The organism is Nocardiopsis gilva YIM 90087 (genome assembly GCF_002263495.1).
Classification (GTDB): Bacteria; Actinomycetota; Actinomycetes; order Streptosporangiales; family Streptosporangiaceae; genus Nocardiopsis_C; species Nocardiopsis_C gilva.
Genome location: NZ_CP022753.1, coordinates 4,198,113 through 4,210,698 on the forward strand (window position 1 = coordinate 4,198,113; position 12,586 = coordinate 4,210,698).

Here is a 12,586-nt window from a genome sequence, read left to right on the forward strand (position 1 = left end):
CCGACGCCTGTCCCGCCGAGGGCTCTTCGGGGCAGGAGCGGGAGTGGTCGAGGGGCGGGGGTCGAGGTCCGGGCGTCGGCAGCGCTCCTCCCTGCCTCCTCCCTGCCCCCTCCCTCGCTCCTCCCTGGGGCCGGACCTCCCGTGCTCCCAGCACGCGGGCCGGTGACGTCGGGAGGCGGTACTCAGCCATACTCATCCGAGGTCCCTGCCGTCCCCGAGCGCGGGTGTGGGGCGTCCGGCCGCATCTGCGACGGCTCACGAGGCGTACGCGGATTCCTTCACGTCCGGCTTCTTCGTCCCGTTCCCCTTGTCCTTGTCCTTCTTCTCCTTGGGCTCCGGCAGCGGGTCGGGGAGGAATCCGTCGACGCCGTCGCCGATGCCGTAGGCTCCGCTGCGCTTGTCCTCAGCTGCGGCGATGGCCAGGGTGGTGACCACGTTTCCGCTGGTCGATCCGGCCGTGTCCACGGTGCTGAACCTCGCCTCCTGCGCGCGGGCCTGCGCCACGAGGCCGCCGGGCCCGATGGAGGTCGGACCGCCGACGAGTACCGCGCCGTCCGCGGCGCCGTCCGCGGCGTCGTCCAGAGCACGCGCCAGGGCCAGCATCACGCCGTTGGCCGGCGGTGTGTCGTTCTCCTTGGGGGTGGCCCTGCTCTCGGTGCGGAACGGTTGCGCCGGAGCGAGCACGACGGCGATGTCGCCCTCTTCCGCGACGTTGCCCTGCACGGTCAGCAGCCCGGCCTCGGAGAACCCGGCGAGTACGGCGTCCGCGTCGAACTCGGGGGCGGCCTCCTCACTGCTCTCGTCCGCCGTGTCGGCGTCGCCGCCCTCGTCGTTCGTTGTGTCGCTTTCGCTGTTCGCTGTGTCGTCCCCGTTCTTTGCTGTGTTGTCCTCGCTGTTCGCTGTGTCGTCCCCGTGCTTCGCTGTGTCGCCGTCCTCATCGCGGCGGATCACGGCGCGGGCGAGTTCGGCGCCGGCTTTCTCGTACGCCCCGCCCTTGGGGAGCCGCATACCTTCAGCGAGCTGCTCGCTGAGTTCGTCGACGAACGTCGCCTGCTCGGTGTCGATGTACTTGTCGGTGAACACCACCTGTCCGGGGACGTCGCCTCCGGCCTGTTCTATGCGGGCGACCAGCTCCTCCCGGGTGGCCTTGTCGACACCGGGCGACTCCAGAATGACGACGTCCACGTCGGTCAAAAGGTCGGCCAGCATGTCCTCGGCGTAGGCGGAGACGAGTTCGCCCCCGCCCGCGTTGAGCTTGTCGGCGATGTCTTTCTCCGTCCGCAGCTGGTCGCTCTGCTCGCGCAGGTCGGCGGTCTCCGACTTGAGCGTGTTCAGCAGCGGGTCCTGGAGCATGGTGGTGCCGAGCACGATGCCGACCGTCAGCGCGAGGAAGATCGCGACGATGGACACCAGGTGATAGCGGAAATCGATCACGTGAACAGCCCCGTGAGCCAGTAGAGGAGCGCGTCCCAGCGCGCCGCGAGGGAGGTAAGAAACACCTGTCCTGCCGGTGAGCTGTATCCCGCGACAAGGACAGTGAGCAGAGACGCCGCGACGAGCGCCAGCAGCGCCCACGGCGAGATCCGGCTGCGGTAGAGGCGGCTCACGCCCTTGGCGTCCACCAGCTTGCCGCCGATCCGCAGCCGGGTGAGGAAGGTACTGGCCATGCCGGCGCGCCCCTTGTCCAGGAACTCTTCCAGCGTGGCGTGGGTGCCGACCGCGACGATGAGCTTCGCGCCGGAGTCGTCGGCGAGCATCATGGCCACGTCCTCACTGGTGCCCGTGGCCGGAAAGACGATGGCCTCGTAGCCGAGGTCGGTGAGGCGCTTGAGCCCGGGGGCGCGGCCGTCGCGGTAGGCGTGCACGACGAGTTCCGCACCGGTGGCCAGGGCGTGGTCGGACACCGAGTCGAAGTCTCCGACGATGATGTCGGGCCGGTATCCGGCTTCCAGAAGGGCGTCGGCGCCGCCGTCCACGCCGATCATGACGGGTCGGTACTCGCGGATGTAGGAACGCAGCGTCGAGATGTCCTCGCGGTAGTGGTATCCGCGGACGACGATGAGCACGTGACGGCCGTCGATCCTCGTCATGAGGTCGGGGATCCCGACGCCGTCGAAGAGGAGTTCCCGCTCCCGTTTGAGGTACTCCATGGTGTTCGCGGCAAACGCCTCCAGCTGCACCGAGAGCCCTGCGCGGGCTTCGGCCATCGCGGCCGCGACGGACTCGGCGTTCTGCACGACCCCTTTGGCCAGAACCTCGTCCCCCCGGTACAGCGTCCCGGCGTCCAGGCGCAGTTCTTCACCGTCGTGGACACGGGAGAAGATCTCCGGATCGACGTCGTCGACGAGGGGGACCCCGGCCTCCACGATCAGGCTCGGACCGAGGTTGGGATACCGGCCGCTGATGCTGGTGGCGACGTTGAGCACGGCCGAAACGCCGCGCTCGAGTAGCGCCTCGGCACTGACGCGGTCGATGTCGACGTGGTCGATGATCGCGATGTCGCCAGGCTTGAGGCGCTTGGTGAGGTCCTTGGTCCGACGGTCCGAGCGAGCGGGGGCGGTAATACCGGAGGAACCGTCGTCAGCGATTGGTCGACGGAGTTTCGTGAGTCGGGCGCTGAGCGCCGCCGGAACCTTCATCGCTCGCATCCTGCCAGAGCCGATTCCGGAATAGTTATAAGGGCGAGTACACGGCGTGTTCACCACACTGCCGTCGTCCCGGGCATGTTTCCCATGCTCACCAGGGTGTAAACGAGGCTCAGGTGACGAATCGGTGGCCGGAAGGGGACACGGCCGCGCCCGTCCGGACTGACCGGATTAGGGGGTCCGATCGAGTCCGGAAACCGAGCGGCGAGGTCCGCCACGCGTGGTGATACGGCGAGGAAAGAGGAAAAGGGAAGAAAGGCAAGGAGGGAATCCGGGAACGCGAGGAGGCGGGGCGCCCCAAGGGTCTCCCGCGCCGCCGGGTCAGGACGTGCGGTCGGCCGCGGCGATGGTCAGCAGCTCCTCGGCGTGCGCGCGGCCCAGCTCGGAGTCCTCCAAGCCCGCGAGCATCCGGGAGAGCTCGCGCGTCCGGCCGCCCCGGTCCAGCCGGGTCACGCCGCTTTCGGTGACGGTGCCTTCGTTGGACTTCTCCACGACGAGATGGTTGTCGGCGAACGCGGCGACCTGCGGAAGGTGGGTGACGACGATGACCTGCGCCCGGCGGGCCAGCCTGGCCAGCCGACGGCCGATCTCGACCGCGGCCTTACCGCCCACCCCGGCATCGACCTCGTCGAAGACGAACGTGGGCACAGGATCGGCCCCCGCGAACACGACCTCGATGGCGAGCATGACCCGCGAGAGTTCACCACCGGACGCGCCCTTGTTCAGCGGCAGCGGCGGGGCACTGGGGTGCGGGGCGAGCAGCAGCTCGATGTCGTCGCGGCCGTGCGGACCGAAGTCGTCGCCGGTCGTGAGCTTCACGGTGACGCGCGCGTGGGGCATCGCGAGGGCGGTGAGCTCCTCGGTCACCGCCGTGCCGAACCGCTCGGCGGTCTCGGTACGGATGCGGGTGAGCTCGGTGGCGAGCTCACCGAGTCTGGCCCCGACCTCCGCCTCTTCAGCGCGAAGCTCCTCGATCCGGTCGTCGTCGCCCTCCAGCTCGGTCAGGCGTTTGGTGGCGTCCTCGGCCCAGGCGAGGATGTCATCGGTGGTCTCGCCGTACTTCCGGGACAGCTGGGTGAGCAGCGCACGGCGCTCCTGGATGGCCGCGAGGCGGGCCGGATCGGCTTCCACGGACTCCGCGTACGAGGCCAGTTCGGTGGCGGCGTCGCTGAGCACGTAGGACACCTCGTCGAGCCGGTCAGCGACGGAGGCGAGGGCGGGGTCGTGCTCGCGCACGGCGGTCAGCGACGCTCGGGCGCCGGCAAGGAGGCCCACCACGTCGGCCTGCACGTCGGCGGCGGGGTCACCGGTCAGGGCCTCGTGTGCGGTGGTGGCGCCGACGCGGAGCGCGTCGGCGTGGGCGAGTCGGCCCTCCTCGGCGAGCAGCTCGGCGTCCTCGCCGGGCTGAAGCTCGGCCGCGGCGATCTCCTCCACGCCGAAGCGCAGCACGTCGGCTTCCTGGGCGCGTTCCCGCGCGCGGGTGGTGAGCTCGTCGAGCGTCTCGGCGATCTCGCGGTGGCGGCGGTAGGTGGCGACGTACGACTTCAGCGTCGCGCTCAGCTCGGCCCCGGCGTAGCGGTCGAGCGCGGCGCGCTGACGGTCGGTGCGCAGCAGCCGCTGCTGGTCGGACTGCCCGTGCACGGCGACAAGGTCGTCGGCCAGGTAGGCGAGCAGGCTCACCGGCGCCGACCGGCCGCCGAGCGTGGCGCGGGAGCGCCCCTCGGCGGAGACCATGCGGGTGAGGATGAGGATGTCGTCGTCCAGTTCGCCGCCGGCTTCGACGACGCGGTCGGCGACGCGGCCGTCGGCGGGGACACTGAGGCGTCCTTCCACGACCGCGCGACCGGTGCCGGGCCGAACACGCTGCGGGTCGGCACGGCCGCCGAAGAGCAATCCCAGTCCGGTCACCACCATGGTCTTTCCGGCACCGGTCTCACCCGTGACGACGGTGAATCCCGGAGACAGTTCCAGTACGGCGTCATCGATGACACCGAGACCGCGGATGTGAACTTCTTCGAGCACCGAACCCTCTCCTGCTCCCACCACTGGTGTGCCGCCCGCTCTGGAACGTCCGTCCAGGTCCGTGCGGCGCAATCGATGCTCGCCTGTGGACCCGGATCCGGCGCGTTCTTCGGCGGGGGCCGCCGTCCGACTACAGGTCGCGCTCGCTGCGGCCGCGCCATCCGGCGACCGGCAGGCCGAACTTGGCGACCAGCCGATCCGTGAACGGCGCTCGCTGCAAACGTGCCAGCCGAACCGGCACATCCGAACGCGTTACCTCGATCCGTGCCCCTGGGGGCAATTCGACCATACGGCGTCCATCGCACCAGAGCACGCCCGTGGTCGTGTCCGGTACGACTTCGAGAGCAATGGTCGCATCCGGGGAGACGACCACAGGCCGGGCGAACAGGGCGTGTGCGCTTATCGGCACGACCAGCAGCGCCGCCACTTCCGGCCACACAATGGGGCCTCCGGCGGAGAAGGCGTGCGCAGTGGAACCGGTAGGTGTGGCGCAGACCACGCCGTCGCAGCCCCACCGCGACAGCGGGCGGCCGTCGATCTCCAAGACCATCTCCAGCATCCGGCCGGAGGCAGACTTTTCCAGGGTGGCCTCGTTGAGCGCCCAGTTGCGGATCGGCGGGATGCCGCCGTCGCGACCGCCGTTGTAGACGGCGATGTCGAGGGTCATCCGCTCCTCGACCTCATAGGCACAGTCGACGACGGCGCGCACGGTCTCGTTCAGGTCCTCGCGCTCGGCCTCGGCGAGGAAGCCGACGTGGCCGAGGTTGACACCGAGGACAGGGACACCGGCCGGTCGGGCGATCTCCGCCGCTCGCAGCAGTGTTCCGTCCCCGCCGAGCACCATGACCAGCTCCGCGCCGTCGGCGGTGTCGGGACCGTGCGTGACCTCGATGGGGTCGAGCTCGTATCCGGCCTTCTTGAGATCGTCGGCCTCGGCGGCGGGCATCCTGACCGTCAGCCCCTCCTGGGTCAGGCTGCGATGGACCAGCTTGGCGCTGCGCATGGCGGCGGGGCGGCCCGTGTGCACCAGCAACAGCACACTGCGATCCGACCGGCCCCCAGACTCAGCCGCCCCGCTGCCACCCTGACCCGCGCTGGTCATGGAAGATCCTCTCGTCACCGTTTCGGCCCCCGGACCGGGAACCGCTGCGCCCCCGGCCGGGTCACGTTACAACGAACCCGAGGGTGCTCGTGGCCCAATCCGGGCACCGCCCCCGGGCGCGCCGAACGTCCGCCGTCACGGCCATGTCGCCACCTGTTGAAAACGATTCGGGGCGTGTGTCTTGTTCCCTGTCCCAGGCGGAAGAGGTCTCGCGCTCCTGGGGAGCGGGGAGCACTGGGACCGCAGGTCGTTGCCATCGGGCACGTGGGCCGACTCGCTCGCCCTGGCCACCGGGGACGGCGGCACCGCGGGACGGACCAGGGCAGGCGCCGGGAGCGAGCTTCGTCTGTCCTGACTGCCCCTGTCCCTGCTGTCCCTCTCCTTACTGCCCCTGCCTGCCCCTTACTGCGGACCTTCCTCGATGGCACGCCGTAGCAGTGCCTCATCAAGGGGCGGTGCCCCGGCGCGCAGCCAGAGGAAATACTCGACGTTCCCGGACGGCCCGGGGAGCGGGCTGGCGGTCACGGCCTCGGTCCCGAGGCCCAGCGTCGACGCGAACTCGGCAACCTCACGGACGGCTTCGGCGCGGAGGTCGGGGTCGCGCACCACGCCACCGGCGCCGACGCGATCCTTGCCCACCTCGAACTGCGGCTTCACCATCATCGCGAAGTCGGCGTCCGGCGCGGCACAGTTCACCAGGGGAGGCAGCACCAGCTTGAGGGAGATGAAGGACAGGTCGCCGACGACCAGGTCGGGTCGGGGATCACCGACCATCTCTGGCGTGAGGTCGCGGACATTGCACCGCTCTTGGACCCGCACGCGGTCATCGCTGCGGAGCGGCCACGCAAGCTGCCCGTACCCGACATCGACGGCGAGAACGTGAGCGGCGCCCCGGCGCAGGAGGACGTCGGTGAAGCCGCCGGTGGAAGCCCCGGCGTCGAGGCAACGACGGCCCTTCGCGTCGATCCCGAACGCGTCGAGCGCCCCGACGAGCTTGTGCGCACCACGCGAGACGTAGGCGGGCTCCTCATCGGGAACCTTCACGACGATCGCCTGATCAGTCCCCACCTGGGTCGCGGGTTTCGTCGCCACCACGCCGTTGACGCGGATAGAACCGCTGTCGATGAGTTCAGCGGCGTGCCCGCGTGAGCGAGCATGCCCACGACGGACCAGTTCGGCATCGAGCCGGGTTCTCTTGGCCATAGTTAAGGTCAGGCGCCTATCCGATAGAGAAATCCTGCGATGTGACGATACCCGCGGGCCAGGGCGCTAGCCGATCACCCCCGCAGGGGCGGAGGCGCATCCCCCCTGTGGGTGCTCGCGGGAAGGCGTCGAGCCCCTCCTCGCGCAGGCTGGCCGCATTCCAGGCAGCCACTCATCCACGTCGGCGAGCAGGGGGCGCATCACCGCACCGGCGGGACGCAGTCGCAGGCGATCCCGCCGAATGAGGCGTACCTGGGTCCATCCCCGCCCTGCCGGGCACGTCCTCGATGACCTGTGGTTTCCCGCGGCCAACGGCCGGAATTCCGCCACTTCAGCGCCGGTCGTCCCGCCATGCGACGGCCCCAGGATGGCGAGGCTCAGGACTTTCCCTGGTCCTCCTGCTGGTCAATGCTGTTCAGCACCGCGCTGAGGTCTCGGTGGAGCTGGTCGAAGACTGCGACGTGCTCAGAGATCGGCAAACCGTCCAGGTCGGCGAGGCGCTGGCGGGTGCCTTCGAGTGTCTGCTCCGCGAGGCCTGCCGCAGCGTCATCCTCTGTCTGGTCGCTCACTTCTGCTCACCCTTCTTGGCGGCGCTGGCACTCTTCGACCGGCCTCCAGCCCGTTTGGCGCCGGTTTTGGCGCCGGTCTTGCCCGTGGACGTGGAGCGCGTGCGCGAGCCTGTGCTATTGCTCTTGCTCGTCGAGGTCTTCCGCGCGCTCTGCTGTGTGGAGTTCTGCTGTGTTGTCTTCTGCTGTGACGTCTTCTGCTGGGTGGTCTTCTGAGTCTTCGTCGCCTTCTTCTCGGACTCAGCCGTGTTCCCATCCTGAGGCGCGGTCGGCTCGTCGCCCGCGGGTTCCTTCTCAGGTTCCTGTCTGGAGTCGTCCTCGACGTCGGGCGTCGCCGCACTGGCCGCCTCGGTCTGCACCGCCTCGCCTTCGAGCAGTGGGGGCTGTTCGGGGCCTTCCTCGACGGCCGACGGCTCCGGAACCGCCTCCGTGACCGGTCGATCGTTGCGCTCGGCCAGCGTCTCCGGCGCCGAAGCCACCTCCTGGGCCGGCGCCGTCGCTGGAGCTGGAGCCGCCTCAGGAGCCGGGGGCGCTGCGGCCGGAGCGGGGGCCGTCGCATGGAACGCGACCGGGGCCGGAACCTGCGCCGGGGCCGGAACAACGGTCGGAGCGGCGGGCTGAACCGAGGCAGGGATCGGAGCTTGGGCCGGTTGGGCCGGGAGACGCTGGGCGGCGAGTCTGCGTTCGAGTTCGGCGACGCGGCGGGTCAGACGCTCGTAGTCGGACCGGGGGACCAGGTCGAGGCGCTCCAGCGCCCGTTCTACCTCCGCCTGCACAAGGGCGCCCAGTGCCTCGCGGTTGGCGTCGTTGGTCTCCATCAGCTCGGTGGCGAGCGTCTGGATGTTCTGTCCGACCCGGGCCGGTCCGGCCGCGGCGCTGCCGGTGTCGGCTGAGCTCGTGGCCCGGTCGTCGTTCGCCTTCAGCAGCGTCTTGGCGGCCGCGACCGCGCGCTTGCGGGTCAACTCGGTAAGGCCACTGGCGGCGTCGAGATAGGTGCGAACCGCTTCCACGACCATTGTGACGTGCTCCTCAGTGAATGACCGGTCGGACTGAGCGACGAGGGGGATCAGGCGACAACGCTACCGGGATCGCCCCCCTACGTGGAGCGAAACCCGCACGCTGTGCCAGCACTGTGTGACGCCTCTCCCACCCCGCGGTACTTTCCCGCGCGGCGGTGTGGGGCATGATGGAGCGCATGACCAGCGTTGAAGACTGCCGGAACGCGATCGACAGAGTCTCGGACCGGATCATGGAGGTCGACGAGTCCGACCGGCGCAAACACCTCGTCGAGCGCACGATCAGCGTCACGGTCCGCGACCTGGACACCGTGTTCGACATGCGGCTCACCCAGAACGGGCTGGAGGATGTCACCTCGCGCGACGCCGGTACCCCCGGTGACCGGGCCCAAGTCCGCATCACGGCTTCCGGTGACGACCTCGTCGCCCTTGCCGAGGACCGTCTGGACTTCAGCAAGGCGCTGTTCTCCGGCCGTGTGAAGATCGACGCGAGCTTTAGCGATCTGATGCGGATGCGCAAATTGCTTTAGTCTGATCATGGATTATCGGTTAACGGTGGGTATCGTCCAAACGTGCGGAGAGATGCGGGCACTGACGCCCTGGAACTGGCGCCGTTGCGCGGCCTGCGCTATGCCACCCGTGACGCCGGGGCGCTGATCGACTCCCCCGCGTTCAACCTGGCCCTCGCGCTCGCCCCGCCCTATGACGTTGTGGACGCGGAATCCTTCCTTGACATGATGCGCGCCGAGCCACACAACGCCATGCGGCTCACCGCGCCTCCCGCCGGTGTGAACGCGGAGTCGGTAGCCGGGCTCATCCCCTCCACCCAGGAGCTCACCGGCCCGGACCGGTACCACGCGGCCGCTCGTACCCTGCGGGCCTGGATCGGCAACGGGATCCTGGTGCGCGACTCCGCTCCCGTGATCTACGTCTACGAGCAGACCTCGCCCACCGGGGAGCGCCAACGCGGCCTCATCGGAGCTCTGCGGCTGCCTCCACCCAGCGGGCGGGCGGTCCGTCCGCACGAGGACACCGCGCCCGGTCCTGTGGCCGACCGCGTCCAGCTGATGGCTACGACCCGAGCCAACCTTGAGCCGATCTTCCTCCTTTACCGGGGTGGAACCGGCGGGGCCCGAGGGGCGGCCACAGTGGCCACCGACGTCACGGCGGACAGCGGGACCGCACCCCTGGTGGACACGGTCACCGGTGACGGGATCGCGCACCGCCTGTGGGCCATTGACGACCCCGCTGTCCATGCCGACATCGCCACCGACCTGGCCACGCGCACGGCACTGATCGCCGATGGTCACCACCGCTACGCGGCCTACCAGCAGCTTCGAGCCGAGAGGCCCAGCCCCGGCCCGTGGGAGCACGGCCTGGCCATGCTGGTCGACTCCGACGCCTCACCTCCCCGATTGGGCGCCATCCACCGCGTACTGCGGGACATCGACGTGCACACGGCTGCTCGTAGTGCCTCGAAAGTGGCCGAGGTCGAGCGGCTGTCCGACCCAGTCAACGGGGCGGGCGAAATGAGCGCGGCGATGAAGCGGCTCCGGCTGGAGGCCGCCGACGGCCCCGCCCTGCTGCTCGTCGGACCTGGCGACGACGCCGGTTACCTGCTGCACAACTTCACCACGGAGCGGCTCGCGGCCGTTGCTCCGGATCGATCCGCCGAGTGGCGGATGCTGCCCACCGCCGCGCTCGAACACCTCCTCTGCCCGCTGTGGGAGGTCGACAACGGCCGAATCGACCTCATCCACGACGACCCGGCCGAAGCGGTGGACACGACGCGGCCCGGACTCGATACCGCCGTGCTGGTTCCGTCGCTGCGCGTCGAGGACGTCTACGCTGTGACCGCGCGCGGGGAGCTCACGCCGCGCAAGTCCACCTCCTTCGGCCCCAAACCACGGACTGGACTGGTCATGCGGCATCTGGAATAACCCGGCTCCGTTGCCGCGACAGGGAGAGCGGGCGGCCTTGGCCGCGTTTCACGCGCGTCGGAGGACCGTCATAGTGCGCATGTGCCCTTCTGCCGGATCGTGATCGCCACCCGCCCTCACCCGCCCCACCACCACACTCCACGGACACGACGAACTGGTTGACTCATGACCCTGCTCGGCTCCACCCAGCCCCTGGACACCGTCTACGACGCCGCCCTGGTCGACCTCGACGGCGTCGTCTATATCGGTCCGCAGGCCGTCCCAGCCGCGCCCGAGGCCATCGACAAGGCCCGGGCCACCGGGATGCGGGTGGCGTTCGTGACCAACAACGCCTCGCGCACCCCCGCCGCGATCGCCGAGCGGCTCACCGCGCTGGGCATCCACGCGGTGCCCGGCGACGTGGTGACCTCGGCCGAGGCCGCCGCGCGCATGGTGGCCCAGCGCTTTCCAGCAGGATCGCCGGTGCTCGTCGTGGGCGACACGGGTCTCCGTGTAGCGGTGCGCCGACAGGGCATGCGGCCGGTCTCGGTCGCCGCCGAGCGCCCGGTGGCGGTCGTCCAGGGGTACTCGCCGCGGATCGGCTACGACCTCATCTGCGAGGGCACCCTCGCGGTTGCCCAGGGGGCCCTGTTCATCACGAGCAACTCCGACGCCACGGCCCCGATGGAACGCGGCATACTCCCGGCCAACGGCTCCTTCTCCCGCGTGATCGCCAACGCCACCGGGCAGGAACCCCTCGTCGCGGGCAAGCCGATGCGGCCACTGCACGAGGAGGGCGTGATCCGCACCGGCGCCGCCATCCCCCTCGTCGTCGGCGACAGGCTCGACACCGACATCGAAGGCGCGTGTGCGCGCGGGGCGGCGAGCATGCTGGTGCTCTCGGGGGTCACGACACCCGCCGACCTGATCACCGCTCCAGCACACTGCCGCCCCTCTTATCTCGCCTGGGACCTGGCCGGGATGAACCTTCCCCACCCCGAAATCCACATGGACGCCACCGGGGTGCACTGCGGCGGCTGGACCGCCGCGGTGCACGAAGGGCGACTCGAACTGGCCGGTGGCGGCGACCGACTCGACGGCCTGCGCGCCCTGTGTGTCGCGGCGTGGAGCATCCCCACCTCACCGGGTACCGGAGGAGCGGCGGCCGCGGGGACCGCGGTGCGGCCCGAGGCGGCACCCTTCGGACCGGCGCTGGCCCAGCTCGGCTGGTGACACGGCTTCCGCACGGCCGCCGACCTCCCGAATCACTCGTTACTGCTCGTCGGACGCTGAATCCCGCTCTCCGGGCGTTCCGCGCTCCCCAGGTTCGCCGCGAGCGGCAATGGCCGAGGGCTCGGTCTCGCTGCCGGCTTCTCGGCTGCTGTCGGGGGCGCGGTGGACGGTGCTGGCCGCGGAGGCGCTCTCCAGCAGGGCGACCGACGCGGCCTCAACTTCGATCACGCTGGTGGACCCCTTCGATGAACGCCAGAACCTCCGCCGCAGCGCGCCGCTGACCTGTACTACGTCGCCGATCCGCCAGCCGCGCGTGGCCTCCTCGATGTCCGGGCGGAAACTGACGCACGTGATCGGGTCGGCCGGCTGGTTGGGACGCCGGTTCGCCGGAGGCCGGGCGACCGAGATACGCCAGGTGACGAGATGGTCCCCGCTGGGCAGCTCGCGAACGTAGGGCTCGGCGGTGACGCGCCCCGCCAGCACGACCTCGTTGCGGTGGCCGCAGCGGTCGCGCGCATGGCCATCGCGCGGTACCGGGACGGTGCCCGCCGCGGGTGTCGGCCTGGGCGCCGAGCAGAGCGAGTGGCCAGAGGCCGCGCGGCCATTGGTCGTCCGACCGGTGGCTGTCCGGCCGGTGGCAGTACAGCGCGCAGTGGGACGGCTGGTGGCGGGCTGGTCTGGGTGCTTCTCCTGCATGCTGCTCCTCCCGATCGGGATATCCGGTGGCCCGGCCGACAGCGCGCTTCGACCGGATGATCCGTCGTGCGATACCAGGGTCCGCCTCCGCGCCCGTCCCCCGAAAGTCACATCTGCGGCCTGTGGATAACCCGCGGGCGGGCTTCATTCATCGGTGAACTAGATTCTGAAGTCCGTCGGCACG

General features: G+C 70.0%; 11 protein-coding genes. 3 read left to right on the forward strand and 8 right to left on the reverse strand.

Annotated features, from left to right (window positions below; genetic code table 11):
• Positions 1-255: 255 nt before the first annotated feature.
• The 7 genes from CDO52_RS18930 to CDO52_RS18960 form a co-directional block, all read right to left on the reverse strand.
• Positions 256-1,434: a copper transporter gene (locus CDO52_RS18930; protein WP_017618057.1), complete on the reverse strand. Its 1,179-nt coding sequence runs from the start codon at positions 1,432-1,434 to the stop codon at positions 256-258.
• A complete protein-coding gene (gene steA, locus CDO52_RS18935; protein ID WP_017618056.1) occupies positions 1,431-2,639 on the reverse strand; it encodes a putative cytokinetic ring protein SteA in 1,209 nt (402 codons plus the stop codon). The genes CDO52_RS18930 and steA overlap by 4 nt, the downstream gene beginning before the upstream one ends.
• Before the next feature lie 327 nt (positions 2,640-2,966).
• Positions 2,967-4,667, reverse strand: a complete 1,701-nt coding sequence (gene recN / locus CDO52_RS18940) for a DNA repair protein RecN (RefSeq protein ID WP_017618055.1) — start codon at positions 4,665-4,667, stop codon at positions 2,967-2,969.
• Positions 4,668-4,797: 130 nt separating this feature from the next.
• Positions 4,798-5,769 carry an NAD kinase gene (locus tag CDO52_RS18945; RefSeq protein ID WP_094932584.1) on the reverse strand — a complete coding sequence of 324 codons (972 nt, stop codon included), beginning with the start codon at positions 5,767-5,769 and terminating at the stop codon, positions 4,798-4,800.
• A 402-nt stretch (positions 5,770-6,171) separates the two neighbouring features.
• Complete coding sequence (locus CDO52_RS18950) at positions 6,172-6,972, reverse strand: TlyA family RNA methyltransferase (RefSeq protein ID WP_017618052.1); 801 nt, start codon at positions 6,970-6,972, stop codon at positions 6,172-6,174.
• 377 nt (positions 6,973-7,349) lie between these two features.
• Complete coding sequence (locus CDO52_RS18955; protein ID WP_017618051.1) at positions 7,350-7,541, reverse strand: hypothetical protein; 192 nt, start codon at positions 7,539-7,541, stop codon at positions 7,350-7,352.
• Complete coding sequence (locus CDO52_RS18960; RefSeq protein ID WP_017618050.1) at positions 7,538-8,554, reverse strand: hypothetical protein; 1,017 nt, start codon at positions 8,552-8,554, stop codon at positions 7,538-7,540. The genes CDO52_RS18955 and CDO52_RS18960 overlap by 4 nt, the downstream gene beginning before the upstream one ends.
• 179 nt (positions 8,555-8,733) lie before the next feature.
• Between CDO52_RS18960 and CDO52_RS18965 the strand changes: the two genes are divergently transcribed.
• From CDO52_RS18965 to CDO52_RS18975, 3 genes are all read left to right on the forward strand, one after another.
• Positions 8,734-9,084, forward strand: coding sequence for an SCP2 sterol-binding domain-containing protein (locus CDO52_RS18965; RefSeq protein WP_026125676.1), 351 nt, complete (start codon positions 8,734-8,736; stop codon positions 9,082-9,084).
• A gap of 42 nt (positions 9,085-9,126) precedes the next feature.
• Positions 9,127-10,494 (forward strand): DUF1015 domain-containing protein, encoded by a 1,368-nt coding sequence (locus CDO52_RS18970; RefSeq protein WP_033299761.1) that lies wholly within the window; start codon positions 9,127-9,129, stop codon positions 10,492-10,494.
• A gap of 165 nt (positions 10,495-10,659) precedes the next feature.
• On the forward strand, positions 10,660-11,706 hold the full coding sequence (locus tag CDO52_RS18975; protein ID WP_017618047.1) for an HAD-IIA family hydrolase: 1,047 nt from the start codon (positions 10,660-10,662) through the stop codon (positions 11,704-11,706).
• 39 nt (positions 11,707-11,745) lie between these two features.
• Here CDO52_RS18975 and CDO52_RS29295 read toward each other — a convergent pair whose 3' ends face one another.
• On the reverse strand, positions 11,746-12,402 hold the full coding sequence (locus tag CDO52_RS29295; RefSeq protein WP_152471567.1) for a single-stranded DNA-binding protein: 657 nt from the start codon (positions 12,400-12,402) through the stop codon (positions 11,746-11,748).
• Between the last annotated feature and the right edge of the window lie 184 nt (positions 12,403-12,586).

Bases quoted from the DNA above. Each gene is read 5' to 3' on its own strand.
- steA (WP_017618056.1), bottom strand. From the start codon at position 2,639: ATGAAGGTTCCGGCGGCGCTCAGCGCCCGACTCACGAAACTCCGTCGA.
- CDO52_RS18945 (WP_094932584.1), bottom strand. From the start codon at position 5,769: ATGACCAGCGCGGGTCAGGGTGGCAGCGGGGCGGCTGAGTCTGGGGGC.
- CDO52_RS18950 (WP_017618052.1), bottom strand. From the start codon at position 6,972: ATGGCCAAGAGAACCCGGCTCGATGCCGAACTGGTCCGTCGTGGGCAT.
- CDO52_RS18960 (WP_017618050.1), bottom strand. From the start codon at position 8,554: ATGGTCGTGGAAGCGGTTCGCACCTATCTCGACGCCGCCAGTGGCCTT.
- CDO52_RS18965 (WP_026125676.1), top strand. From the start codon at position 8,734: ATGACCAGCGTTGAAGACTGCCGGAACGCGATCGACAGAGTCTCGGAC.
- CDO52_RS18975 (WP_017618047.1), top strand. From the start codon at position 10,660: ATGACCCTGCTCGGCTCCACCCAGCCCCTGGACACCGTCTACGACGCC.
- CDO52_RS29295 (WP_152471567.1), bottom strand. From the start codon at position 12,402: ATGCAGGAGAAGCACCCAGACCAGCCCGCCACCAGCCGTCCCACTGCG.